General features: G+C 43.8%; 24 protein-coding genes. 9 read left to right on the top strand and 15 right to left on the bottom strand.

Annotated features, from left to right (window positions below; translation table 11 throughout):
* Positions 1-8 precede the first annotated feature (8 nt).
* Positions 9-1,331: an omega-aminotransferase AptA gene (gene aptA, locus ACXJY6_RS01960; protein WP_458767117.1), complete on the bottom strand. Its 1,323-nt coding sequence runs from the start codon at positions 1,329-1,331 to the stop codon at positions 9-11.
* A gap of 135 nt (positions 1,332-1,466) precedes the next feature.
* Here aptA and ACXJY6_RS01955 point away from each other — a divergent pair, with 135 nt between their 5' ends.
* Positions 1,467-2,387: a LysR family transcriptional regulator gene (locus ACXJY6_RS01955; protein WP_458767115.1), complete on the top strand. Its 921-nt coding sequence runs from the start codon at positions 1,467-1,469 to the stop codon at positions 2,385-2,387.
* 38 nt (positions 2,388-2,425) lie between these two features.
* Here ACXJY6_RS01955 and ACXJY6_RS01950 read toward each other — a convergent pair whose 3' ends face one another.
* Entirely contained in the window at positions 2,426-3,295 is an 870-nt protein-coding gene (locus ACXJY6_RS01950) for a MurR/RpiR family transcriptional regulator (protein ID WP_456051469.1), read from the bottom strand.
* 273 nt (positions 3,296-3,568) lie between these two features.
* Here ACXJY6_RS01950 and ACXJY6_RS01945 point away from each other — a divergent pair, with 273 nt between their 5' ends.
* From ACXJY6_RS01945 to ACXJY6_RS01925, 5 genes are all read left to right on the top strand, one after another.
* On the top strand, positions 3,569-4,630 hold the full coding sequence (locus tag ACXJY6_RS01945) for a polyamine ABC transporter substrate-binding protein (protein WP_458767112.1): 1,062 nt from the start codon (positions 3,569-3,571) through the stop codon (positions 4,628-4,630).
* Positions 4,631-4,698: 68 nt separating this feature from the next.
* Entirely contained in the window at positions 4,699-5,823 is a 1,125-nt protein-coding gene (locus tag ACXJY6_RS01940) for an ABC transporter ATP-binding protein (protein ID WP_458767110.1), read from the top strand.
* Complete coding sequence (locus tag ACXJY6_RS01935) at positions 5,820-6,710, top strand: ABC transporter permease (protein ID WP_456051466.1); 891 nt, start codon at positions 5,820-5,822, stop codon at positions 6,708-6,710. Before ACXJY6_RS01940 ends, ACXJY6_RS01935 begins: the two co-directional genes overlap by 4 nt.
* Positions 6,711-6,719: 9 nt before the next feature.
* Positions 6,720-7,559 carry an ABC transporter permease gene (locus ACXJY6_RS01930; RefSeq protein WP_456051465.1) on the top strand — a complete coding sequence of 280 codons (840 nt, stop codon included), beginning with the start codon at positions 6,720-6,722 and terminating at the stop codon, positions 7,557-7,559.
* 18 nt (positions 7,560-7,577) lie between these two features.
* A complete protein-coding gene (locus ACXJY6_RS01925; RefSeq protein WP_458767109.1) occupies positions 7,578-8,687 on the top strand; it encodes a DmpA family aminopeptidase in 1,110 nt (369 codons plus the stop codon).
* 115 nt (positions 8,688-8,802) lie between these two features.
* Here ACXJY6_RS01925 and betA read toward each other — a convergent pair whose 3' ends face one another.
* Positions 8,803-10,482: a choline dehydrogenase gene (betA, locus tag ACXJY6_RS01920; RefSeq protein ID WP_458767107.1), complete on the bottom strand. Its 1,680-nt coding sequence runs from the start codon at positions 10,480-10,482 to the stop codon at positions 8,803-8,805.
* An 893-nt stretch (positions 10,483-11,375) separates the two neighbouring features.
* Here betA and ACXJY6_RS01915 point away from each other — a divergent pair.
* Positions 11,376-12,404, top strand: coding sequence for an amino acid ABC transporter substrate-binding protein (locus ACXJY6_RS01915; protein ID WP_458767105.1), 1,029 nt, complete (start codon positions 11,376-11,378; stop codon positions 12,402-12,404).
* A gap of 128 nt (positions 12,405-12,532) precedes the next feature.
* Positions 12,533-13,288, top strand: coding sequence for an aspartate/glutamate racemase family protein (locus ACXJY6_RS01910; RefSeq protein ID WP_458767103.1), 756 nt, complete (start codon positions 12,533-12,535; stop codon positions 13,286-13,288).
* 118 nt (positions 13,289-13,406) lie between these two features.
* Here the strand turns inward: ACXJY6_RS01910 and puuE are convergent, their stop codons facing one another.
* The 7 genes from puuE to ACXJY6_RS01875 all read right to left on the bottom strand — a co-directional run bounded on the left by puuE (position 13,407) and on the right by ACXJY6_RS01875 (position 19,673).
* Entirely contained in the window at positions 13,407-14,300 is an 894-nt protein-coding gene (gene puuE, locus ACXJY6_RS01905) for an allantoinase PuuE (protein WP_458767101.1), read from the bottom strand.
* A gap of 42 nt (positions 14,301-14,342) precedes the next feature.
* Positions 14,343-15,059 (bottom strand): aspartate/glutamate racemase family protein, encoded by a 717-nt coding sequence (locus ACXJY6_RS01900; RefSeq protein ID WP_456051459.1) that lies wholly within the window; start codon positions 15,057-15,059, stop codon positions 14,343-14,345.
* A gap of 6 nt (positions 15,060-15,065) precedes the next feature.
* Positions 15,066-15,788 carry an ABC transporter ATP-binding protein gene (locus ACXJY6_RS01895; protein WP_456051458.1) on the bottom strand — a complete coding sequence of 241 codons (723 nt, stop codon included), beginning with the start codon at positions 15,786-15,788 and terminating at the stop codon, positions 15,066-15,068.
* Positions 15,789-15,791: 3 nt separating this feature from the next.
* Complete coding sequence (locus tag ACXJY6_RS01890; protein WP_456051457.1) at positions 15,792-16,574, bottom strand: ABC transporter ATP-binding protein; 783 nt, start codon at positions 16,572-16,574, stop codon at positions 15,792-15,794.
* Positions 16,574-17,542: a branched-chain amino acid ABC transporter permease gene (locus ACXJY6_RS01885; RefSeq protein WP_456051456.1), complete on the bottom strand. Its 969-nt coding sequence runs from the start codon at positions 17,540-17,542 to the stop codon at positions 16,574-16,576. Before ACXJY6_RS01885 ends, ACXJY6_RS01890 begins: the two co-directional genes overlap by 1 nt.
* 4 nt (positions 17,543-17,546) lie before the next feature.
* Positions 17,547-18,416 (bottom strand): branched-chain amino acid ABC transporter permease, encoded by an 870-nt coding sequence (locus ACXJY6_RS01880; RefSeq protein ID WP_458767098.1) that lies wholly within the window; start codon positions 18,414-18,416, stop codon positions 17,547-17,549.
* Between the two features lie 69 nt (positions 18,417-18,485).
* Positions 18,486-19,673, bottom strand: coding sequence for an ABC transporter substrate-binding protein (locus ACXJY6_RS01875; RefSeq protein WP_456051454.1), 1,188 nt, complete (start codon positions 19,671-19,673; stop codon positions 18,486-18,488).
* Between the two features lie 324 nt (positions 19,674-19,997).
* Between ACXJY6_RS01875 and ACXJY6_RS01870 the strand changes: the two genes are divergently transcribed.
* On the top strand, positions 19,998-20,684 hold the full coding sequence (locus ACXJY6_RS01870; protein ID WP_456051453.1) for a GntR family transcriptional regulator: 687 nt from the start codon (positions 19,998-20,000) through the stop codon (positions 20,682-20,684).
* Here ACXJY6_RS01870 and ACXJY6_RS01865 read toward each other — a convergent pair.
* Genes ACXJY6_RS01865 through ACXJY6_RS01845 form a run of 5 tightly spaced genes read right to left on the bottom strand, consistent with a single transcriptional unit; the run spans position 20,679 to position 26,927 of the window.
* Positions 20,679-21,914 (bottom strand): allantoate amidohydrolase, encoded by a 1,236-nt coding sequence (locus ACXJY6_RS01865; protein WP_456051452.1) that lies wholly within the window; start codon positions 21,912-21,914, stop codon positions 20,679-20,681. The genes ACXJY6_RS01870 and ACXJY6_RS01865 overlap by 6 nt on opposite strands.
* 19 nt (positions 21,915-21,933) lie before the next feature.
* Positions 21,934-23,166 carry a pyridoxal-phosphate-dependent aminotransferase family protein gene (locus ACXJY6_RS01860; RefSeq protein ID WP_458767095.1) on the bottom strand — a complete coding sequence of 411 codons (1,233 nt, stop codon included), beginning with the start codon at positions 23,164-23,166 and terminating at the stop codon, positions 21,934-21,936.
* Positions 23,156-24,733: a gamma-glutamyltransferase family protein gene (locus tag ACXJY6_RS01855; protein ID WP_456051450.1), complete on the bottom strand. Its 1,578-nt coding sequence runs from the start codon at positions 24,731-24,733 to the stop codon at positions 23,156-23,158. Before ACXJY6_RS01855 ends, ACXJY6_RS01860 begins: the two co-directional genes overlap by 11 nt.
* Positions 24,730-25,914 carry an amidase gene (locus tag ACXJY6_RS01850; RefSeq protein ID WP_456051449.1) on the bottom strand — a complete coding sequence of 395 codons (1,185 nt, stop codon included), beginning with the start codon at positions 25,912-25,914 and terminating at the stop codon, positions 24,730-24,732. Before ACXJY6_RS01850 ends, ACXJY6_RS01855 begins: the two co-directional genes overlap by 4 nt.
* 11 nt (positions 25,915-25,925) lie before the next feature.
* Entirely contained in the window at positions 25,926-26,927 is a 1,002-nt protein-coding gene (locus ACXJY6_RS01845) for a bile acid:sodium symporter family protein (RefSeq protein ID WP_456051448.1), read from the bottom strand.
* Between the last annotated feature and the right edge of the window lie 19 nt (positions 26,928-26,946).

Below are 26,946 nucleotides of genomic sequence, written 5' to 3'. Positions count from 1 at the left end.
ACCCATGATCAGTCAATACGGCTAAACGATTCACCTATCGCATTCACTAAGCTATCGATCTCATGTCTTTCGGTAATAAACGGTAACGCAAGCTGAAGTGTGTCTCCGCCATAGCGAACATAAAACCCCTTCTGCCAAAGATCCATGGCGATTTGATAAGGCCTAATACCTGGGTCACCGTCTTTGTGAGCGACGCTAATACCTGCCGCAAACCCGTAATTACGAATATCTAGAACGTTTGGGACGCCTTTGAGGCTATGAATCGCGGACTCGAAAATCGGAGACATTTCCGCCACTCTCGGAATTAAATGATCTCTTTCGAGCACATCTAATGTCGCAAGTGAAGCAGCACAAGCCACCGGGTGCCCCGAATATGTGTAACCGTGAGGCAGTTCAATATTATGTTCGGCTCCTCCCGCTTCCATGAATGCTCGATATATTTCATCTTTCGCAATCACAGCTCCCATAGGAATCACCCCATTGGTAATTTGCTTAGCACAGCAAATCATATCGGGAACGACACCAAACGCATTGGCACCAAACATCTCGCCAGTACGGCCAAATCCAGTAATCACTTCATCGAGAATCAGTAATATATTATTTGCAGTACAAATCTCTCTTAAACGCTTGAGATAACCAACTGGTGGGATGATGACACCGGCAGAGCCAGAAAATGGCTCAACAATAACCGCCGCTATATTCGATGCATCGTGAAGGGCGATTCGGTCGAGTAATTCATCCGCGCGATCAGCGCCATCCAAAGGACACCCCTGAGTGAATGCTTCTTCTGCACGCCAAGTATGACCAATATGATCGGCCTCCACACCTTGACCCCAGAGTTTACGGTTGGCTCCAATACCACCGAAACTGATGCCACCCCAACTTGCGCCGTGATACCCCTTAGTTCGACCGATAATGCGGGTCTTATTAGGTTGACCACTTTGACGCCAATAAGCACGAGCAATCTTGGTTGCAGTATCGACGGACTCAGAACCGGAGTTGGTAAAAAAGACTCGATTAAGATCGGCAGGCGCGAGCGCTGCGATTCGCTCAGCAAGTTCAAATGCTTTAGGGTGACCAAATTGGAACGCGGGAACATAATCAACTTGAGAAAGCTGTTGAGCAATCGCCTGGCTGATTTCAGGTCGATTATGGCCAGCTCCACAAGTCCAAAGACCCGAAAGCCCATCAAAAATACGTCGACCACGGTCGTCAATGTAGTACGCACCATCGGCCCCGGTGATCATCCGTGGGTTCTGTTTAAATTCACGGTTACTTGTGTAGGGCATCCAATACGCGTCAAGCCCTGCCTGTGTTGGTTGAGTTTCCATCCTATATCCTTATTCCAATCTACACTTGATGTAAGTGCTGGCTCCCAAACTGCTAACTGAAATTTACTTTAAGATGAAATGATTGTTTGGTAAATTACAACTTATCAAACTAAACATGCAGGTTTATGAAACATAATGAGAGCATTACTTGGGCAATTATCGGACGCTGACATTCGCCTGCTGCGGGTATTCATGGCGGTTGTGGAATGTGGTGGATTAAGCGCGGCTGAAATGGAATTAAATATCGGCCGCTCAACCATTAGTCGTCACCTCAAGGATCTCGAGCTGCGACTAGGTCTGGTACTTTGCAGACGCGGTCGAGGCGGGTTTTCTCTTACCAATGAGGGAGAGCAAATTTATGCCAGCGCAGAACGACTAACAAAGTCGATTGAAGACTTTCGCCACGAAGTTAACGATATGCATCGTTCGCTACAGGGCCAGCTAGTTATTGCAATGTTCGATAAAACAGTTTCCAACCCAGAGTGTCGAGTCCCTGAAGCGATTGCTCGCTACTGTGAAGACTCTCCCGATGTGGTGCTAGATATCCATGTCGTCCCAGTCAATGAGATCGAGAAAGGCGTACTAGAAGGACAATATCATGTCGGTATTATTCCACCTCACCGCCGCTCCACCAGCTTAGTGTACCTACCCTTATTTGGTGAACACATGTCTATGTATTGTGGCATTGGCCATCCATTTTACGACAATCATCGCCCCGTAACCAACGAGCAAATACGCGCTGAAAATTATGCCGGATTGAGCTTTTCTAGCCCCAATATGGAAGTAGGCAGAGGGCTCGGATTACAGAAACACGCGGCGGCCAATGACCAAGAAGGTGTGGCGACACTGATTCGGTCTGGGCGTTACATCGGTTTTTTACCGGATCATTACGCGCACCCATTGGCAGAAGCAGGTTATGTGAAACGCATCAATAACCAAACCTTTACATACCATTGTGAATTTACCGCTATCTATCGAAAGTCCCCAAAACCATCGAGACTGGTGCAGCATTTCTTAGATGCACTGGAAGATGTCCACAACGATAATCCTTCATAACTTAGCCCATGGGTAAGCGTTTCGTAAATCGTATCGAGCTAGAATAAGCCAAGGCGTTTGGTCATTTTATGCCAACGCTTTATTCGTTCTTCACTATCGGAACTTCGATTTGCAACACAGTGTACTAACATGTTTGTGGCCATTACGATTGCCCAAGTCGATTCAAGGAACAGCCCTGTTTTCGACTTTGAATAAAACACATGCGGTGTAATGTCGACAGCCCAATGACAAAATTCGTCGGTAATTATCACGACCTGAATACCTTGCCGCACCGCCTCCTCGCATAAGAGTTGGCTCTCGGGTGCATAGGGAACAATATCAAGAACGATCAGAACATCGTATTCTTGGCGTCGGTAAGATTGACCTTCGAGCCACTCGGCCATCATGCCATCATAAGGAGAAAGATATTGAACTCGGTCTCTGGCTAATGACATCCGTCTGGTTAAGTCTTGTGCGGTTCCGCTAATGGATTGAAATCCCGTAATGTACACTCGCTTAGCCGCATCAACACAACTGACAATTCCATCCCATCTTCCATTTTCAAACTGTTCAAATAAATTCATCAAGACTTGTAATTCATTCTTGAAATTTTCTTTATAGAAGGCATCGATAGGCAGTCGGTTCGTGTCCGTTCCATCTGGAAGAAGCAGCTCCTTTTTTAGTGCGTCTTTTAACGATGAAATTCCCTGATAACCCGCTCGCTTTAAAAAACGGCTCACGGTAATTTGGCTAACTGCTGCCTTCTCTGCAATAGAAGCCCCTGTTTCAAAACTAATTTGATCTAGATTTAGCAAGATAAACTGAGCAACTCGTGCTTCTGAAACCGACACATCGGGTATCAAGGCTTTTAGCTTCTGAGCTATCGACGTCGCAATATATTCAGGCCGGGATGAAAAAGTGTGTTCCATAGTTCCTCACTGTTGATAACTCGCATTATGGTGGTGCATTGCCATTATTAAATTACCCATAAGAGTGCAAAAATCAACCACCTTTAAAGTCCAAAAACCCAAAAAACAATATAAGACAATGATTTTTAGTTAAAAGTAATTATGTTAGAGGTGTAACATATTATGATATTGAAATAATAACACCAAGGAATACAATAATTTTAAGGTGAAATTTTCAGTATTGATTCAGATTCCATCTACACATTTACTCTTGTCACAAGGAAAGGTGCCTATATGAACATCAATTTTTTTGGAAAAAAGCCAGCAAAGCTATTAAAAGTTTGCAGCCTAGCGGTCGCAGTATCATCTGTATTAATGTCTGCACATTCACAAGCTGAAGAAACACTCAACCTGTATAACTGGAGTGAGTATATAAACCCGGAAATAATCACAAAATTTACTGAAGAAACAGGCATCAAAGTAGTTTTAGATACCTATTCTTCGAATGAAGAGATGCTTGCGAAACTTCAAGCAGGAGCAAAAGGGTATGACCTTGTCTTCCCATCCGTTCATATGCAAGACATCATGACCAAGCTTGACCTACTCGAGAAAACCAATATCAACGAATACTCGGGCTTCAGCCATATTGATAAAAGCTTTCTTAAAGCGAAACTCGACCCGAACGGCGAATATTGCTTACCTTATGCTTGGGGTACGGTAGGAATTGTTTATAACAAAAAGCTCGTTCCTAGCCTCGATTCATGGGAAGAGTTCTTTGCTCTACCAGAACAAGGCAATAAAATTGCCATGCTGAATGATATGCGTGAAGTCATCGGAGTAGGGTTAATCACACATGACAAAAGCGTTAACTCCACCGATCGCGACGACTTAACACTCGCAAAAGACTACATCATTAAACAGAAACCAAACGTTTCATCCTTTACTTACGACAGTATCCCTCTTGTTAAATCTGGCGATCTCGCGGCTGCTCAATGGTATGTGGGCGCAATGTTGTATGTCCAAGAAAGTCCTGAAGAACTTGCTTACGTCATTCCTAAAGAAGGCGCGACTATGTATCAGGAAAACATGTGTGTTCTAAAATCTGCACCTAATAAAGCCAATGCGGTTAAGTTCTTAGAGTTCTTCACTCAGCCAGAAATTGCTGCAATGAATGCTATCCAGCAAACCAATGGTACTGCGAATAAAGACGCCATTGCCCTACTACCTGATGAACTGCGCAACAACAAAATGATAAACCCACCAGAAGACGTTCGTGCAAAATTACAGATATTTGAAGAGCTTGGGAAAGGAACCAAGCTTTATGATCGAATCTGGACTCAAATCCGTACGAACTAAACACTCTGTTTTGGAGCGGGATTTTTCCCGCTCTATCTACCGAAATTCGCTGTATAGAAGGTAACTCAATGACTTCCCCACAATTTAGTGAGTATATTCGCATCCGACGCGCACATAGGCAGTTTGCTACTCCCGAAGGAAGTATCATCAAAGCGCTCGATAATATTGATTTACGCATAGCGCAAAACGAATTTATTACGCTACTTGGGCCATCAGGTTGCGGTAAAACCACGCTCTTGAAAACCATCGCTGGATTTGAACGCATTGATTCAGGCGACATACGCGTTGACGGTGAATCGATTGTTAATCAGCCACCGCACAAACGCCAGGTCAATACGGTTTTCCAGTCTTACGCACTTTTCCCTCATATGGCAGTGGAAGACAATATTGGCTATAGTTTAGACATACGAAAAGTGGACAAAACCGAACGAAACCAACGCGTCAATGAGATGTTAGAAATGGTTGGCCTAGCCGGAATGGGGAAACGATTTCCTTCACAATTATCCGGCGGACAACAACAGCGAGTTGCTCTAGCACGCGCTGTCATCAACCGACCAAAGTTACTGCTGTTGGACGAACCTTTATCGGCTTTGGATAAAAACCTGCGACTGAAAATGCAGCTTGAATTAAAACGCTTACAGACCGAGCTAGGCATTTGCTTTATTTTCGTGACACACGATCAAGAAGAAGCCCTCACAATGTCTGACCGCATTATTGTGCTCAATGGCGGCAAAGTAGAACAAATCGGAACGCCAAACGAAATTTATCACCGCCCGCAAAATGCATTTGTCGCTCGCTTCATCGGAGAGAGCAATTTATTTACCGGAGCCATCACTGAAAAATACGATGATCATACGGTTGTCGATTGCAACGGCATCACATTATGTGCGCCCCCAACCACAAAAGAAATCGGTACTGAGCAACAAATTCTTATTCGCCCTGAGCAATTGTCTTTGAAACAAGTCGAACAAAGTTCTGACTCGCACTACCTAACAATGACAATCCAACAAGTGGTGTTCGTTGGCACGGATTATCAACTTCACGGCACATTATCCAATGGGCAAACGATTTCGGCACTGGTGCGCAAAGAAAACGACCACTATTCGGTCGGACAAGACATTCAACTTTATTACCGCACTTCAGCGATGCACATCCTTTCCTCAGTTCAATCAGAAGAAGTGGAACTCGCATGAAAACACTATCACGTAAGCAGCTAACCATATTAGGTTTACTCAGTCCCACATCGTTGTTTCTATTTGTATTTTTCATTATCCCTCTACTAACAATGCTAACGTTTAGCTTTCTCGAAGCTGGACTGTATGGCGGAGTAGAATGGAATTTCTATCATTGGAATTACGGTAGAATATTTGGCTGGGCTGACGGCTTTTATGAAGAGTTCGACAGTGTCTATTTAGAAATATTTTTACGCTCAGTTGGGTTGGCACTGGTTACGGTTGTCTGTACGTTTGTTATTTGTTATCCGGTCGCATTCTGGATGACGACACTTTCCCCGAAAGCAAAAGCGATGTTCGTACTGTTAATCACACTGCCATTTTTTGTCAGTATGATCGTCAGGCTGTACGCGTGGATTTTAATCCTAAGAGACTCTGGATTTGCCAATCAATTTTTGCAATGGTTAGGCGTAATAGAGCAACCAATAAGCCTTATGTTTACCGGAACGGCGGTCATCATTGGCATGGTGTATATATTTATTCCATTTATGTTCCTGCCCATTTATTCGAGCGTAGAAAAGCTTGATAAGACACTCATCCAAGCCTCTCAAGACTTGGGCGCTTCCCCCATTACAACATTTCGACGCGTCATTTTTCCGATGACCTTACCCGGCGTCGCGGCAGGATCTCTATTGGTCTTTATTCCAAGTTTGGGCAACTTCGTTGTACCCAATCTACTTGGAGGCTCAAAAGTTATCATGATCGGGAACATGGTTGAGCAGCAATTTCTTTATGCTAGGAATTGGCCATTTGGTGCGGCGCTATCGATGGTTATCACCTTCTTTATGCTCATTCTTCTTGCTTTATATGTGTATCGTTCAAGACCGAACAATACGGACAAAAACTAGGGACAGCACATGAAAAAATCAACGCCTTTACATAAATTATTGTCCATATATAGCATTTTGTTTTTTGTATTCCTTTATGCTCCGGTTATCTTAATTGTCGTTTATTCATTTAACGCAAACCCCATTAACATTATGATTTGGGAAGGATTTACGTTCGACTGGTACAAAACTATATTTGGAATGCAGACAGAATTCACGTCGGATTCAAGATATGTCGATTCGACCAGCCAACTGCTCCATGCACTAACGAATAGCCTTATCGTTGCGTTATGTGCAACGTGTATTTCTACAGTATTAGGGACGAGTACGGCATTGGCCATCGCTAGATATCGGTTTAAATTTCAATCTTTTTATCGACTATTAATGTTTACCCCAATGGTGATGCCTGACATCGTACTAGGCATTGCGCTTCTTATCTTCTTTGTCAGTATTGGGTTTTCCCTCGGCACTACCACGATCATAATCGGCCATTGTACGTTCCTAACCAGTTATGTATTTGTCGTTGTTAGTGCTCGCTTGGCAAACATGAATCCAATGCTAGAAGACGCTTCATCCGATCTTGGTGCAAATGAATGGGAAACCTTTAAACGCGTTACGTTACCGTTAATTTTACCCGGCATCATTGGCGGCGCACTTCTCAGTTTCATTATTTCAATGGATGACTTGGTGATCACCTATTTCATTAGCGGCGTCGATTCAACCACTCTACCCGTGTTTATTCTCGGGATGATCCGACGCGGAATTAAACCCGAAATAAATGCAATAGCGACTTTGATGCTGATATTTTCCATCATCGTGGCAACCGCTGGAATTTATTTCAAAGCAAAAAATGGCCCCACACAAAAATAAGAAAAATGGAATTTTGGTATGAAACACACGTTACGAGCTAGAGAGCTAGGCCTCCCTTTTCCGGGAAAAACAGGGAAATATAATTCGATTACCGACGTGCCTGGAGTCCTTGTGGGCTATAAGACACTCATCAATGACGACCCAATATCGCCCGCTAGAACCGGCGTCACGGCGATTCTACCTCGAGGGTATGAAGATACCCCTAAACCTGTTTGGGCGGGAACCTTTGCCCTAAACGGGAATGGTGAAATGACCGGAACTCACTGGATTCAAGACGGCGGTTATTTTACTGGGCCAATCATGCTCACCAATTCTCATGGTGTCGGCATCACTCATCATGCAACGGTTAAATGGATGATAAATAAATATCGAAAAGAGTGGACCGAGAATCACCTTTGGTCGATGCCAGTAGTCGCAGAAACTTACGATGGTGTTTTAAATGACATAAACGCAATGCATGTCACCGAAAGCGATGCCACAGATGCACTAAATACGGCAAAAACAGGCGTGATTGCCGAGGGCAACGTAGGCGGTGGTACGGGTATGATTGCTTATGACTTCAAAGGAGGAACGGGCACCTCTTCACGATTGATCGACATTGATAACGAAACATATACCGTGGCGACGTTGGTTCAAGCCAATCATGGGATTCGACCTTGGCTCAATGTGTTAGGTGCGCCTGTTGGGAAATGCCTAGTTGAAGACCGCATCCATCAAAAATCGGAAAAGGGATCGATTATCGTAATCATTGCAACGGATGCGCCAATGGAACCTCACCAGCTACGACGCATGGCCAAACGAGCAGCAATTGGTATCGGCCGAAATGGATCTCCAGGAGGGAACAACTCGGGCGATATTTTCTTAGCGTTTAGTACTGCCAATGAACAGTCATTACCTCAACTATCGGGCGCCTACCGCAACATGGTTAGTTTAAATGATGAGTTGTTTGATGAGTTTTATCAAGCAACCGTTGAATGTGTCGAAGAATCGGTAATCAATGCCATGGTGGCAGCTGAAGATATGACAACCTTCAAACACCCTGAAGAAGCGGTTTGTCGAGCCATTGACCACCAAGAGTTAGCCAATATCGTTAACTCATTTCATCAAAATACCTATACGTCGTTCTAATCGACCTTAGCATTAAAATAAGGGGATACTTGAATTACTTCAGTACCCCTTCTTCCAATAACAAATCAAATACCGCTTGAGCTTTCTCGGTGATTGTTCAACACTAATGCAAGTTTTACTCTGGCGTAGTATCTCTTTGCTTTTCTTCCCAGTTCTGAGCAATCCAAACTGGAGCATCTATTGCGTCCAATAAAGGACGTTGTAAGATGTGATCAGCGGCTTTTTCTGCGACCATAATCGTTGGCGCATTTAAGTTACCGTTAGTTATTGATGGAAAAATAGAAGAATCAACAACCCTCAATTTATCAATACCTATCACACGACATTCTGAATCAACCACAGCCATTGGGTCGGATGTATCTCCCATTTTACACGTACACGACGGGTGATATGCACTTTCTACATTTGAACGTACCCATTGATCAATTTCACTGTCCGTTTGCACATTTTGGCCAGGTTGGATTTCTTCATCTCGATAGTTATCAAGCGCTGGCTGACTTAATATCTCACGAGTTAATCGGATGCAGTCGCGCCAATCTTGAATGTCTTCTTCTGTCGATAAATAATTGAATTTTATTGATGGTTGGTCATAAGGATCGTTTGATGTCACCCAGACCTTACCACGGCTCGTGGGTTTATTCGGCCCAACGTGGACTTGAAAACCATGTCCATCAAATGCCGCTTGACCGTCATATCTCATTGCTGCAGGTAAAAAATGATATTGAATATTTGGCCATTTCAATCCAGCTCGAGAACGAATAAATGCGCACGATTCAAAATGGTTAGTGGCTCCCAACCCTTTTTTGGTCAAAATCCACTCTGCTCCAATCATTCCTTTGCTTATAAGATCGATCTTACTGTTTAACGTTATTGGTGCTTTACAACGATATTGAAAATACACTTCTAGATGATCTTGAAGGTTCTCGCCAACCCCTGCCAATTCTTTATGAACGTCAATGCCGGCTTGTTCTAGTACCTCTTTAGGGCCGATTCCTGAGAGCTGTAACAACTGAACCGATCCAATCGAACCTGCGGATGAAATCACTTCTTGATCAGCATAGGCAGTGCTTACGTTGCCTTTGTTCTCATATTCGACCCCAACAGCAACACCCTTTTCAATGACCACTTTACGCGCGACAACATGCTTGATAACCGTTAAATTGGTGCGCTTAATCGCTCGCTTTAAATACGCATTCGATGTAGACGCACGCACACCATTCTTAACTGTCATGTGCATAGGGCCAAATCCCTCTTGCTGATAACCGTTATAATCTTCGGTCACGGGATAACCCGCATCTTTACCCGCATCAATAAACGCTTGATATAGCGGATTTAGCTTCATTTCATTGCCATTACAGGTTGATAGCGGTCCGCTACCACCTCGATAAGTTGACTCACCATCACTCCAAGTTTCAGCTAGCTTAAAGTAAGGTAAACAGTGACTGTATCCCCATCCAGCCGCACCGTGTTCTTGCCACTCATCAAAGTCGCATGCATGCCCTCTCACATACACCATGCCATTAATCGACGAACTGCCACCTAGTACCTTTCCACGGGGACAATGTAATTTACGACCATCTAACCCACTTTCACTCAATGACTCGAATTGCCACGCGTATTTTGGAGTGTTCATGGGATAAGAAAGCGCGGTCGGCATTTGAATGAAAATACTGCGATCAGAGCCACCGGCCTCGAGTAAGAGAACTGAGTTTTTTCCTGATTCAGTTAAACGATCGGCAAGTACACAACCTGCCGAACCTGCCCCTACTATGATGTAATCGTATCGATTAGCCATTTACAAATATGCTCCTTACTAATACGGACTCTCAAAGCTTCCCAGCCTGATAAATACGCGTTTTGTTTGTGTATGATTAAAGATGAGCTCACCCAGTTCTCTCGATCAACTCTAAAATGTCTGTAACCACCCGCGACCATTTCAGCGGAGAGTTATTCCAACACCTTCTAGCGTGAAGTTGATAGAGAACGCGGTGAGCTCACGATATATTTTGAGTTAATACCGCACCAGCTAAGCACCATAATCACTGTTACTGTGTGGATACTTGCTATGAGTCTACTATCCTCGGATCATTCAAGATGCTGAATTTGTTGTCAAGACAGGATCATGCTAAACCAGAAGAAAGTGATATTATAAACCTAATTATTAGCTCAAGTTTTTCTTATAAAAAAAGGCAAGAGCTCAAAGTTGTTGATTCTTTATTTATAAGCGGCAACCTATTTTAGGCGAGTCGGTTACTACTGCACGAGAACAGTAACCGAATACCTATATTGTGCCATTTAAGGCAAGCGCCAACTCGGTGCTTTACCCTGTCGTACCTTGAATTTCTCGTATTATTTTTAAGAATCATTCTTTAATTTGACGCTGATTAGAAACCAAATTAATCCGTTCATTAGCATATGTCACCGCCGTAAAATCACTCTTTGGCATAACTCTCTAAATCACTAAAGTCGTGCAGTTCTGCACCATTTACTCTTTGTTTCAACTTCGGCATTCTAGCCTGAAAGACACGAAAACAAACCTAAACAAAATCAATGAATTAACACCAAATTATAGTATTTATCTATAGATAATGCGTGAACGTCTAGCAAAGGTATATATCTAAACGCCATCTAGAAGGGATTTATTGATTAAACATTTCTTTTTAAACAAACGTCAGGAAGGATCCTCATATGAATTTCAAATTTAATGCCCTATCGACTACCGTGATATCGTCGTTATTATTGATGTCGAGTACTGCTTTTGCTGAGACTTCGACACTCGACAGAATTAAACAAAGTGGGTACTTAACATGTGGCGTGAGTACTGGGTTACCCGGATTCTCGAACCCAAACTCAAAAGGCGAATGGGAAGGCTTAGATGTTGGATATTGCCAAGCACTTGCGGCAGCAGTGATCGGCGATAAAACCAAAGTGAAATACATCCCACTCACACCAAAAGAACGGTTTACTGCGCTACAGTCAGGCGAAGTCGATGTGCTCTCTCGCAACACTACTTGGACTTATACCCGTGATACAGCCCTCGGCTTGAACTTTGCCGGTGTCACTTACTATGATGGTCAAGGGTTCATGGTATTTAAAGATTTGGGGGTTAGCAGCGTAGATGAACTCGACGGGGCGTCGGTTTGTGTTCAAGCTGGTAGCACTACAGAATTAAACTTAGCTGACTATTTCCGTAGTCATGGAATGTCTTACCAACCCGTTGTATTTGATACACCAAACCAGACTAAGAAAGGCTTTGATTCCGGGCGATGTGATGTGTTAACGACCGATCAATCTGGATTATATGCCCTGCGCTTGGAACTGGAAGACCCATCTAACGCCATCATTTTGCCAGAAATAATCTCGAAAGAGCCACTTGGCCCAGTAGTACGTCAAGGCGACGATAATTGGCTAAATATCACTAAGTGGACGCTGTTTACAATGATTAACGCGGAAGAATATGGAATAACGTCTAAAAACGTCGATCAAATGAGAGAGTCGAACGATCCAAATGTTAGACGCATATTAGGTGTTGAAGGCCCTAAAGGTAAACCACTGAGTTTATCAGATGATTGGAGCTATCAAATTATCAAACAAGTTGGTAATTATGGTGAGCTATTTGAAAGCCAAGTCGGATCGGGTTCTCCACTTCAAATCGCCCGTGGTGTTAATGCACTTTGGAAAGATGGCGGCTTTATGTACGCACCACCAATACGCTAATGATGATCCAATAAGAGTATGTGGCGTAGTCTGAATCGACTGCGTCACAAAACAATGAATTAACTGATTAAAAGATTTAAATTGAAGCCTACCATTTCGCTTTGAGTTCGAAGCTTGGAGAAGTCACATTGAAAAAAATCGGGATAATCGGCGGCTTAGCTTGGCCCTCAACCATGGATTACTATCGCCTATTGAATCAAAAAGCTAACCATCACTTCCAGCAAAAAGGGGAGCCAACCCCATACTCAACAGTGCCGATGGTGATTGAATCGTTAAACGTCAACGAACCTAGAAAGATTCGTGGAGAGCTGGGGAATGAAGCATCATGGGTAGAACATGATTCCTATTTTCGAAACGTATTTGAGCAGTTAAAAAGATCAGGAGCCGAGCTCGGCGTCATTGCCAGTAACACCCCTCATACAAGATTACATGGTATATCAAACGGACTCGACCTTCCGATTATTAGTATCTTAGAATCAACCGCAAACACGGTTGCTTTGAATGGTGGTCAACGAGCGCTCGTGTTAGGTACTCCCTTAACCATGAGCAGTCAAGCTTATCCCGATGCATTAAAAAAACAGAATATTTCATCCATTGAAGGAGTATCGGACGGTGAAGTTGAACGCTTATATGCGTTGATAAATAGCGACCTTCATACCGATAATATTGAGCGCTCACGCGACTATTTACTCGAATTGAGTGAACGCTATATCTTAAATAAAGAATCGGATTTTGTTTGTCTCGCCTGTACTGAGTTACCCTTAGCGTTTCCTGAATACCGAGATGACGCTTTTTTCCGTTTTCAAGGCATTGGCTTCATTAACACCACGGTTGCTCACGTTGAGCACATATTAGACGCAGCATTGTCGAACGAAAATGAATAGATTTGGGTAATTCAATATTATGCTTTGCAACAAAGGCATAAATTAAGGCATGCCTTTGATAAATATAAAATGCTTGTTGACTATGTATCCAGAATGAACACTACATCTGTCGAACTGCTTATCTGTTAACCCAATGCTCGGCTATTTGCTCTCGGGTGGCATACCAGACATCGGGAAAGGTCTTGGTGTATTCGATGAAACGTCTTAATGCGGCCAATCGTGCTGGTCGGCCAACCAATCGGCAATGTAGACCAATATTCAGCATTTTCGGGCTATCTTCCCCCTCTGCGTACAGTTCATCAAAAGCATCTTTTAAATACTGAAAGAACTGCTCACCACTGTTGAACCCTTGAGGCGTCGCAAAGCGCATATCGTTGGTATCTAGGGTATAGGGAACCACCAACAACGGTTTTGAATAATGATTGTCCCAGTATGGTAAATCGTCTGCATAGCTATCCGAACAATAAAGAATGTCGTCACGTTCGGCGATAAGTTCAAGTGTATAAGGACTCGTTCGCCCGGTGTACCACCCTTTAGGTTTCTTACCCGTCACTCGCTGATGAATCTCGATGGCTTCTTCAATGTGGGCTTTTTCTTGTTCTCGAGTAAAGTCTTGATAATGAATCCAACGAAGCCCATGACTTGCAATTTCCCAGTTTGATTCGAGCATCGCTTTCACTGCATCGGGATTTTTCTCTAATGCTGTCGCGACACCAAATACCGTCACTGGAATCTGCTCTTTATTAAACAACCGATGAAGACGCCAGAACCCTGCACGGCTGCCATATTCGTACATCGATTCCATGCTTAAATGTCGGTCTTGATAAGATTCGGCTCCGACGATTTCCGACAAAAATTTCTCGGAACCCTCATCACCATGGAGCACACAATTTTCTCCACCTTCTTCATAATTGATCACAAACTGTAACGCAATTTTTGCCTGATGAGGCCAATTAGGGTTTGGCGGATTCTCTCCATATCCGATTAAGTCTCTTGGGTAACTATCGCTCATAATTTATTCCTTTTATGATCTTACCTAACTAACTTATCCGTTCTAGTTAGTGTTGAAATGACAAAGTTTGTGCTCCGGTGGCGGTGCATAACCTCCCTTCCGTGTCGTTTTTAGATTTAACCTAATCAAGCTCTCACATAGACTTACAGCACAGGTAACACCATCTAATACTGGTAATGAAAAACGTTCACTTAGTAAATCAGCCAGATCCGTCATTCCAGCGCAGCCGAGTACTATCGATTCAGCTTTATCTTCATCAATGGCTCGCTTAATTTCTTGAGCAATAATTTCAATCGCATCCACATTACCATCTTCAAGACTAAGCACTGGTATTTCAGAAGAACGAACTCGGATGCACTGACGTTCCATTCCATAGCGAAGCAAGTTATGTTCCAAAGCTGGCACTGATCGATTTAGTGTGGAAATAACACTGAATTTATTTGATAGCATTGATGCTACTCGGTAAGCCGCCTCCCCAATACCAAGAACGGGTTTTTCCGTTACACATCGAGCTGCATCTAAGCCGGTGTCATCAAAGCAAGCGATAACAACAGCATCAAAATTCTCAGCCTCTCTTATGGCCTGTAACATCCCTGGCAGAGACATAGCCTCGTCATAGTAACCCTCTATGGACACAGGCCCCGATGCAGAAGTTACAGCCATAATCTCAGTTCCAATTGACGCCACTTTCCGAGCTTCGGTCGCTATTTTCTCTGTCATGCTCTTAGTCGTATTTGGATTAACAATAAGAATTTTCATGATGCTTTAGACCTCTCCCCCTAAGTATGCAGCCTTGATTCGGTCGTCATGAATCAACTCTTTTGACGCACCCTCTAACACAACCTTACCTGTAGAAAGTGCATATGTTCGGTTTGAGATAGACATAGCCATACGGCTATTTTGCTCCACCAACAACACACTTACATTCTGATCTCTTGAAATAGAAACAATAGAACGAGCGATGTCCTGCACAAGCTTTGGCGCAATCCCTAGGCTAGGCTCATCGAGTAAAAGTACCTTAGGATCAGCCATCAAAGCTCGTCCAATCACCATCATTTGCTGTTCACCACCAGACAATGTACTGGCTTGCTGCGAATACCGTTCACGTAGTCTAGGGAAACGTTCTAGCACACTATCGAGAGTACGAGCGATTCCGGCTTTATCGGTACGTGTGAACGCCCCCATCAACAAGTTGTCCTTAACAGACATATAGGGGAAAACACGACGCCCTTCAGGAACCATTGCAATACCTCGCTTAACAATCTCAGCAGCCGGAGTGCCATCAAGTCGCTCTCCGTTATACTGGATTGACCCTGATTTAATTTGATTAAGCCCTGTAATCGCACGCAAAATCGATGATTTTCCAGCGCCATTCGCACCAATTAAGGCCACGGTTTCCCCTTCATTGAGCGATATAGAAACACCTTTTAACGCATACACATGTTCATAGTAGAGCTCAACATTTTCAAACTTTAGAATTTCGTTCATCTATCAGATCCCCACTGCAGCATCTTCAGAACCCAGATAAGCTTCGATAACCTTCGGATTATTTTGAATTTCCAATGGTGTTCCTTCGGCAATTTTTTCCCCGAAGTTAATCACGACAACACGATTTGAAATCTTCATCACAGCAGGCATATCATGTTCGACTAAAAGCACGGTGACCCCACGCTCATCTCTAAGCCTCTGAACAAGCTCAACCATGCGCATCGTCTCATCGTGATTCATCCCAGCAAACGGTTCATCCAATAACAGCACCGCGGGATCGGTTGCCAAGCCAATGGCCATTCCCAACACTCGTAAATGCCCTTGCGGTAAATTCAAGGCAAGTTCATTCGCGATAGATTCGATACCAAGAAACTCAATAAGTTGATCTGCTGACTCTCCGAACTTTTTCTCATCGGATTTTGCAAGCTTGGTTCCAAAGAAAAAGCCAAGCAATGAAGCGTTAGAACGCAAGTGGTGAGAAACAATAATATTTTCCCGAACAGTCATTGAACGAAAGATCGTCGTTTCCTGAAACGTTCGAACAATCCCCCGACGAGCCACAATATGTGGTGCCATATTGCTAACCCGCTCTCCTCGCAAAAACACTTCCCCACTACTGGTTTTTAGAAATGAAGAAATAAGCTTGAATAGAGTCGACTTTCCTGCACCATTAGGGCCAATAACAGATAGGATTTCTCCCTTATTAACCTGAAAACTCACGTCATTTACAGCAGTAAGTCCACCAAAATGCTTGGTGACTCCACGGATCTCAAGTAGTGGTAACATTAGCGCTTCTCCTTACGTTCCAGCAGGCTTAATACTCCATTTGGCAACACCAGCATCAGTAAAATAAGCAAGCTTGAATAGATAAGCATTTGATACTCACCTGTTGTAAACAACAGGTCCCAACCGAAGTAAAGCATGAGTGTTCCCAACATCGGACCGAAGACATATCCAAGCCCACCGAGAAAACAGTTAAGCATGAAATTAATGCTGTCTGCTATTTGGAATGATGAAGGATAAACAGATTGGGTAATTGCAACAAAGCTAGCCCCAGCAATACCACCAAAAAAAGACGATATAGAGTAAGTTAACACTCTCAAATAAGTGATGTTTACGCCGATTGATGATGCTAATTCTTCGTTTTGTTGAAGTGACCGACAAAGATGACCTAGTCGAGAATGAACAATACGCCAAAGCACCAAATATGCGAACACCATCATGGTCACAGCCATGATATAAAATGAAATTTTGGGGTTTTCAAATGTACTAAAATCTGGAATAAGTGTTAGACCAAATACTGTAAGTGCCTCGGGTAACGGAATCGAGGTGATTCCTTTTGCTCCTTGGGTAATAGGAAGGGCCAATGCCGTTAATCGCATCACTTCTGTCAATACCAAAGTAACCATCGCAAAATAGACACCACGTAAACGTAAAATCGGTAAACCAATAAATACCGAAAGTACCGCACAGAATAGACCCGCTATCGGTAGTGTTACCCAAAAATTCAATCCCGCTTGCGTTATTAAAATGGCAGAGACATAACCGCCAGCCAATGAGTACGCTCCTTGACCTATATTAATGCGTCCAATATAGAAGGTAAGCCAGACGCCCGCTGAAGATATGGAAAGAAGTGCCACCGATGTAAGCGTATAATAGAAATCGGTACGTCCAGTAGCGGTAATAATCAGTGGAACAACCAAATATATCGCAGCAAGAAAAATACACAGCCGTGTTAACATTGTTTTATTCATTTAATTAACCCCATGGTTTGCCCATAAGTCCATGCGGACGTATGACTAAGAAAACCATCAAAGAAGCAAATATAACGAGGTAAGTAATATCACCGTATTCAGACAGTACGGATAGGCCAACGCTTTCCATCATGCCAAGAATAAAGCCACCAACAATTGCACCAGGAATAACGCCTGCGCCACCAATCATGATCATAATGAAAGCTTTCGTGGACGCTGGACCTCCCATCCCTAGGTTGATGCCTGTGATACTTACGAGCAATCCACCAACCAAACCAGCAAGCATTGCCCCTAAAGCAAAGCCTATCATTTGATATCGATCGACATCGACACCCATTAGCGTCGCTGCAACTTTATCTTGAGCTAGCGCTCGCATAGCACGACCAGTTTTTGAGTAATGCATAATAAAAATAAAACTAATGATCATAGCAATCGCCAAAAGGCCAATTACTATGCGGTCATAGGGTATAATGATTCGAAAATCCCAGTTAAAGACACCATCGATAATTTTAGGTATGCCGCGCTGCTTCTCACCAAAAATAAGCAGAATAATGGAATCGAGAAAAAAACCAATACCTGCTGCGAGCAACATGGTGCTCTCTTCTCGTTTTGATTTTTTGATAACAGGTCGGAAAAGAAAACGCTCAATCAAAGCACCAACAACAGCTAAGATAAATGCCGAGAGTATCAAGCCTATAATAAACGGAAGTTCAAACTGAGAGACGGCAGTGTAGGTGACAAATCCGCCCAAAACATACATCTGGCCATGGGCAAAGTTAAGCACATTCATTAACGAAAAGATGAGTGTTAACCCCAAGGCTATTAATGCATATTGCGCCCCCAAGTAAAGGCCATTAACAATGATCTGTTCCATACACATTCCTTTGTAAAAAAAGCAGTGGCACTAAGTCGTGCCACTTAGTTGGAATCAAATCGAAATTGACTAATCAACTTGCGCAACGAATAAGGTTGTAAACTCACCATCTTTGTAGGTGTTTACAACCAAAGGTACTGATACCTGTCTTTTCTGACCAAATGAACTCGTCCCAACATATTTCAATTTAGCGTCACCCACCATATATGGATTTGGTGCTTCAAACGTGTCCATTGTTTCTTGAAATTCAGTTACATCCATAACCGCAGATGGGTTTGCTTTTAATGTTTCTAAAATATACTCAAGTGCGTATACCTTAGTATTAGATTCGTCATTGTATTCACCAAACTTAGCGGTATAACGCTCAACAAATTCACGCATATTGTCCGACGCTAGTTCTGGTGTCGATGCCCCACCAACTGAGATAAATCCGTTGGCTAAATCACCGGCACCTTCTTTGAGAACATTTGCATCCTGAGCTGTTTCAGTTGAAATGAGACCTTGATAACCTAATTCACGAGCCGAACGAATTAGCTGCGGGGCATTTGCTGGAGAGACGCCAGATAGAACCATCAAGTCAGGCTGAGATTTGATGACGGGTAATAGAACGGGGGTAAAGTCAGTGGTATCAACTTGATAAGTAACATTACTGGAAACTACTTTAAGACCAAGTTTTTCAGCGGCTTTAATACCACTATCGCGTTGACTCAATGGATCTGATTCATTAGCGGCTACAAATGCAACATTCTTGATACCACTATTTTGAATTAAATAAGAATAGATAGCTGGGCCGGATTGATAGTTTGCCACCATACCTAATACCGCGTTAGAAGCAGGTGCAGTATATAAAGATTTAGGAAACGCGTAAGGAAAATACATAATACCTTTTTGCTCTGCAACGGGTCGTACCGCCGCAGCGCCATCATCAACATTTGGACCGACAACATAGTGAATGCCTTCCTGTGCCATTTTTTCCATGCCTGCGATGGCTCGTTTAGGATCTTTTTGGTCATCAAACGCAACAATTTCAATATCATAAGTGGTTTCACCAATAGTGACACCACCAATTTCATTGATCCAATCAGCGCGAGTCTCCATTGAACGTTGATTGGAAATACCCCACGAGGCAGCAGGTCCAGAAGTCACCCCAACAAAACCAATTTTAAGTACTGGATTTGCAGCAAAAGTGGCGGTTGTCATTGCGATACTCATAGCACCGGCTAATAAACCTACTTTAAAAAAATTACGTTTTTTCATGTACAGAACTCCTTTGTTGTACTTATACCAGTTACTAATCTCCGACTAGCATTTCCATACTTCAAACTGGCACTCATTATATTGATAACAATAAGTCGTTAAATTGTTAACAATCCTCGTTAACAATATGCAATAGACATACCAAACAATTTAAAATTTAAAAGCCCATATTATAATAAATAAATTCAATTACTTACCTGTCAACTCAATACATGAAGTTCATAAGAAGTTGTTTCAATAGTAAAAATATCGTTTCCATTCTCCCCATTTCTGCGCATACTGATCTAAAATAAAGCAGCATTAAAAGATTAGGAATCATTCAACATGAATAAAACACGTGCCGCTGACTCTGTAGAAGAAGAAGCTATCGTTGAACAAATTTATCAAGCTATCATTGACCAACGTTTAACCCCTGGAACTAAACTTTCGGAATCTGATTTAGGTAAGGCCTTTAACGTAAGTCGCATGAGAGCTCGCAGAGCTATATTTATGCTCGCAGACAGGGGACTTATTAATCGATTACCTAACAAAGGCGCTTTTATTGCTCGTCCTAGTGCCAAGCAAGCACGGGATATTTTCGATATGAGATTAGTAGTCGAACCACCAATAGCGCGTCTTGCAGCAGAAAGAACCAAAGCTAAAGATTACAAACTACTCGACAAGCATTTAAAGAAAGAATCAGCCGCGCGGTCTAGTCACAATCGGCGCGAATCGATACGACTCTCCGGTCAGTTTCATACTCTTCTTGCAGAGTTAGTTGACAATGATGTAATGGTACAGGTCGTTAAAGATCTAGTGACACAATCATCACTTATTATTGGTATTTTCGACTCTACCGGTGCCAGCGCATGTCGAGACGAAGAACATGCTGAATTAGTTGAAGCAATACGCGCTTCTGATGGTGATCTTGCCCACGACCTAATGCAAAGTCATATCCGTCATATAAGTGAAAATGTTGATCTAGAAAGTTGCCCTACAGAAACTCTCGACATTGTTAGCTTATTTTCATAAACAATCATATTTAAAACCACGTACCATCTCGATAAAACAACTCAGTGCAACTTGCACATCTGACGTTGTTACCTGTTCTCGTGGATTATGACTAATACCTTTTTCACAACGGACGAAAAGCATGCCGACATTAGTTAGATTGGCGACAGCCATAGCGTCATGGCCAGCGCCGCTTGAAAGAAAGAGCGCAGAGTCGCCAGTGATCGTTTCTACCGCACTGGCCCACTTTTTCTGCAAATCTTCGTCACATGAAACAGCGGATGCCTGATAGATATTCTCGCTTGTAAAGCCTAGATTCCGCTGATGGGCAATCTGCTCAATTTTATCTAAAAGTCCAACCGTGCACGCTTCAAGTTTAGATTGTGACGAACTGCGAATATCAATAGTGAAGTTCACTTCACCTGGTATTACATTTACGGCGCTAGGAAGCACTTCACACTTCCCGACGGTAGCAACGATATCGTGTTGCTTTGCATACTCTTCGATGCTGTTAATCATTTCGGCAACACCGCAAAGCGCATCTTGCCTCAGACCAATAGGCACTGTACCCGCATGGCCAGCCACCCCCTTAACCTGACATTGAAAACGCTTTGCTCCTGCAATACCCGTGACTACTCCCACGGCAAGGTTTGCCGCTTCTAATACTGGGCCTTGTTCGATATGAACTTCAAGATAGGCTTGGATATCATCGGCCACTCTCGCATCATGGCCAGCCTTATTCGGCTCAAGTCCAAAATCACGCATTGCTTGTGACATTGTCACACCATTCGCATCGTGAATGTTCAACCACTCTGTTTGAAAGCAACCAGCAATTGCACTGGAACCTATGAGCGTGGTATTAAAACGCGTGCCTTCTTCATCAGCGAAAGCCACCACGTCAATATGAAAAGGAAAGGTTTCCTCCGACAACACGGCCAGTGTTTCAATCCCTAAGATAACACCCAAATTACCATCATATTTCCCAGCGTTGGTCACTGTGTCACTGTGAGACCCGAGGATCAAAGTTGGCTCTGTGGGGTTGGGTGATACTTTGCGTCCCCACTGGTTTCCTACACTGTCTTCCCATGTTTCTAATCCGGCTTGTCGCATCCAAGTGGCTATCTGGTCATGTGCCGCGCGATGTTCTGGGGTGAGATACGCACGGGTTAACTCTGTTGGGCTTTCACTGAAAGAAGCTAAGGTATCTGCCTGCTCCATCAACCGCACCGCTCGACTTTCCATTGTCATCATAAGCACTCCTTTGTCGATATTAACAGTACAGCTCCATCGCCGCGGCAACACCTTGGCCTTGAGAGATGCTCGCTTTATGTTTAATCAAAATGGCTTCTAGAGCGGCTAAGGTTGTTAACACGCACTCTTGTCTCGCGTTGTAACCCATTGTTCCAATTCGCCAAATCTTGCCATGTAACGGGCCGAAAGACGTCCCAATCTCGATGCCAAAGCGATGCAGTAATTCCAAACGTACCGCATCACCATCAACGTTATTAGGAATATACACACCAACCACATTGTTCATCTTGTAGCTTTGATTACCGAATAACGCTAACCCCATCGCTTGAAGACCTGCCGCCATGGCATCTCCGGCTTGTTTATGACGAGCAATGACATTATCTGCACCTTCTTCAAGAAACAGTCGTGCACATTCGCGAGCGGCATAAAGCATGCTCGTTGCTTCTGTGTGGTGATTTAATCGCTCTGGGCCCCAATAATCCATAATCATCGCCAAATCAAAATAGTTTGACTGAATCATCGCATCTTCACCCTGCGTATGATGATCGGCACGAATACCTGCTTCAATGTGTTTACGGCGATTAATCACCTCCGCGCATTGCTCACTTAACGTAACTGGCGCAGAGCCTGATGGGCCTCCGAGGCACTTTTGCAACCCAGCAGAAACGGCGTCCAAGTGATACTCATCAATTTTTAGTTCATTCCCTGCGATAGAAGCGGTCGCGTCGCAATAAAATAGAACCCCATGACGAGCACAAATTTCACCCATTTCTTTCAGCGGTTGATTCATTGTCGTAGACGTATCACCTTGAACGGTCGCAAGTAATTTAGGTTGAAACGATTTAATCGCTGCTTCCACTTTCTCTGGTGGGCACACTTCGCCCCATTCAATATCGATGGTCTTTACGATCGCACCAACTCGCTGCGCAATTTCACACAACAAGTGACCGAAACGACCAATCACAGGGATCAGAACCTTATCTCCCGGCTGCAATATCGATACTAAGACCGCTTCGATACCCGATCGCGCAGTACCATCGACCAAAAATGTTTGCTGGTTTTTCGTTTCAAATACGTCACGATAGAGCGACTGTACTTGATTCATGTACCCAGTCATCACGGGATCGTATTGACCAATTAACGATTGAGAGAGTGCTTGATGAACACGCGGATACGCATTGATTGGCCCCGGTCCCATAAGGATACGTTGCGGCGGGTTTAGGGTTTCAAATAGATTGGTTTTATTGCTCATCTTGCTCTCCAACTAACCAGCAGCCATCACTACGCGGATCACTCGTGGCCTCTGCTTTTCCATGTGTATCAATCACGATCGCACCAGCGTGACCCATCAATTCATTTTGATCATCTACATCAATGACGTCATGGCCAAGGTGTGATAATTCGGTTCCATATTTTTCATACAAAGTACGTTCAAGCCGTAAATTATTGGTGCTATCGCCCCACGTTCTCCCGAGTAACCAACGTGGCTGCGCAACGGAGTCTTCTAATGAGAAGTGTTGATAATGATAACGACTAAATAAACAGGCTTGGGTTTGCGGCTGTCCTTCTCCACCCATGGTTCCATATACCATTCGGCGACCATCAGCGAGTTTCGCATAGGCTGGGTTTAAGGTATGAAATGGCTTTTTCCCCGGCGCTAAAACATTGTGGTGATTGTCATCCAATGAAAAGCTCTTGGCTCGAATATTCCAGACAATGCCAGAACTAGGCAGTACTACACCTGAACCAAACTCCCAATATATGCTCTGTATAAAACTCACCATCGTGCCATATTGATCCGTTGCGCCCATCCATATCGTGTCTCCTGGTTCAGCTTGATGTGGCCACGGTAGCGCTTGTTCCAGTGATATTCGACTGACGCACTCTTCAATTTCTTTATCGCTGAGTAATGATTGCAGCGGTTGAGATAGACAATCTTCATCACACACAATGCGGTCGCGAATAATGAATGCTTGCTTTGTGGCTTCAACGAGAAGGTGTATATGGTCTAGCTCATTTTGGGCACGCTTCGCTAACCGATCGTAAATGGCCAATATCAATAGCGACGCAACGCCCTGAGTAGGAGCTCCAAAATTGAATAGCGTCCCTTTTGATATTTCGACGCTAAGTGGTGCCATCAGTTTCGCTTGATGACTGTGGAAATCCTCTAAGCAAATTGGGCTGCCCGCTTCTTGCAGCTCCTTGGCTGCTATTTCGGCAATCTCACCACGATAAAAGTCATCTAATCCATGTTTAACAAGCAATGAAAGCGTATCAGCCAATGCGCTATTAGTAACCACATCTCCTTTATTCAAGGGCTGGTTCTCATTCAAGTAGATATCTGAAAAGTGTTCAAGTGCACCTAGCCGCTGCAAAGTTTTTTCACTCGCATCAACCAAGCTTTGGGTCACTTCAATCCCGTTCCTAGCCGCTTCAATAGCGGGTTGCAGTAACGTGCCCAGCGGCAATTTTCCAGCATCTATTTCTAGAGCTTTTTCCCAAGCTGAAATCGTTCCCGCCATAGTGATTGCAGCCTCGCCACCAGCTTCAGGAAGCTCAGTAGATTTTTCACGGTACGCGTCTACATCGACGTTAATTGCGGCTGCGCCACATCCATCAATTGCAATAGGTTCATTCCCTTGTTTAGAGACTAACCAGAAACTGTCGCCGCCAATACTGTTCATATGTGGATACTGCACGGCAATCATCGCAGCCGCAGCGACCATCGCTTCACTTGCTGTACCGCCTTGATCGAGGATTTGCTGACCTACTTCTGCGGCTTTATGGTGAGGAGCGGTAAAGGCAGTTTGATAGTTCATTCGCTCTCTCCTTCAATCAAGGCTTCACCAGTGACAATTAGTGAATTCTCACTGTTCGCCCCCCCCAAAACTGACACCCCACAAGGCCCTTCATTGAGCGCTTTCATCGGCAAATGCAGTTGAGGTAATCCACTTAGTCCTGCGATACTGGTTAACCCCATCAAGTGAGAACGATACTCCGCCAGCTCCTCTTCTGTTTGATCTAGACTCGGTGGTCCAGAAGGTGTGGTTGGGATAATCCATAGCGAACCAAGTTGTTTCATTTGTCGGTTCAGCACCTTCTTGAAATCGGACTGTTTTTTCTGTGCTTGTACGTATTGTTCACGAGTAATGCTTTTCGCCCATATCACTCGCGCCATGATCGCAGGATCCAAACTTCGACCATTGAGCTCTAACCAGGAACCATGCTTTTCAATAATTTCAAAGCCTTGTATAGTACGAAACAGCAAACTAAGCTCTTCCAAAGACCAACCGTTATCGGCCAAAAAGTCACCATGAATCAATGAGATATCTGCTTGCTTGCACCATTGATGTAAACGACTTGAACGCTCTTGAGTTAACACTTGCGCACATTGGTTATCGAGATAAACAACATTTGCTTTTTTACCCTCAAACTCGGTACTGGAAAGCGTACTCCAAACCTTACTCATCGATGCGAGATCACGGGTAAAAATACCCGCAGTATCAAAGCTTTTCGCTAACTCAAAACAGTTACTCAGGTCTAATCCCCCAAGTGTCGGCCTCAGTCCAAAGAGCCCACAATAACTTGCAGGAACACGAACTGAGCCTCCAGTGTCAGTTCCGATTGAGACATCGCTGTCACCATTGGCGACCGCAACCGCACTGCCACTGGATGAGCCCCCAGGAATACACTCTGGAGCGGCTGGGTTAATCGGTGTACCGTAATGAATGTTCTGCCCATTCAAGCTATAGGCAAGCTCGTCGGACTGAACTCTGCCGCAACAAAATGCGCCTTGTTGCAACAGCTTTTCGATCAGTGGCGATGTACTTTTTGCTTCTTCATGAGTCGACAACCAGACGGGGTTCCCGGCTCCCGTTTTATATCCTTCCACATCAAACAAGTCCTTAAACACAAAGGTCATACCCGATAAGCAGCCGCAGCCCGTTTCGGTAATAGTCAATGGCCCTTGCTGACAATAAATCCGAGAGTCCTTTCTCATATAACCTCCACTTACTTGCTAATCGCAGAATTCAATTCGTCACTCTGCTTGGCATAACGATTGGCGAGTATTGCGCAATAGAAAATCTGAATAGGGTGATAGAGCATTATTGGGAGCAAGATCATGCCCAGTGATGGATCGGCTCCAAATATAACCTTTGCCATTGGAATTCCTGCCGCGAGTGTCTTTTTCGTACCACAGAATACGGCCGCAACTTCATCAGGAAGCGAGAACTGCATTCGTCGACCTCCCCATTGAATCAGGTGAACCATGCACAGCAAAATTACGACGCAAATCACGATTGCGATGGCGAGTAACTCAATCGAAAACTCTTGCCATATTCCATTAAAAACCGAATCGCAAAAGGCGTTATACACAATGGCTAAAATGACATACTTATCCAGTTTACCGACAATGCCTTTATGTTTGTTCGCCAGGCCAATCAATTTAGGACGTAACAACTGACCGACAACCATAGGAACCAACAAGAGCTTTGCGATGGAGATAACCGAGGCCATTAAATCAAGCTCTACTCCCTCAAAACCCATAAAAATCTGAATAAACAGTGGTGTCAGAAAGACCCCTAGAATACTTGAAAGCGATGCGTTAAAAATCGCCCCCGGCACGTTGCCCTTACCCACGCTAGTCATAGTGACAGAAGATGAAATGGTGCTCGGCAATACCAGCAGGTAACAGAAACCAAATGCCAGAGCGGCCGGCATATAAGCAATAAATGCGTTACCAAAAAGAATCCAAATCAAGGGATACACAGCAAATGTCGCAAGCTGAACGTAGATATGTAGCCGCCAGTTCGCGACACCCGCTTTAATCGCGCTTGGCGATAAACCAAGACCGTGAAGAAAAAAGACCAGTGCAATACCGATACTGGTGAGCTGGTCAAGATGGATAACGCCACCCGACCGACCGATTTCCGGAGTCAGGCTCGCCAAAACAATCGCGACGACCATTCCAGATAGAAACCACTCTTTTTTAATTTTTTGTAATATATTCATTTCACTACTTCGTTCAGGT

Source organism: Vibrio phycocola (assembly GCF_054404255.1).
This window is presented reverse-complemented; position numbering and strand designations above follow the sequence as displayed.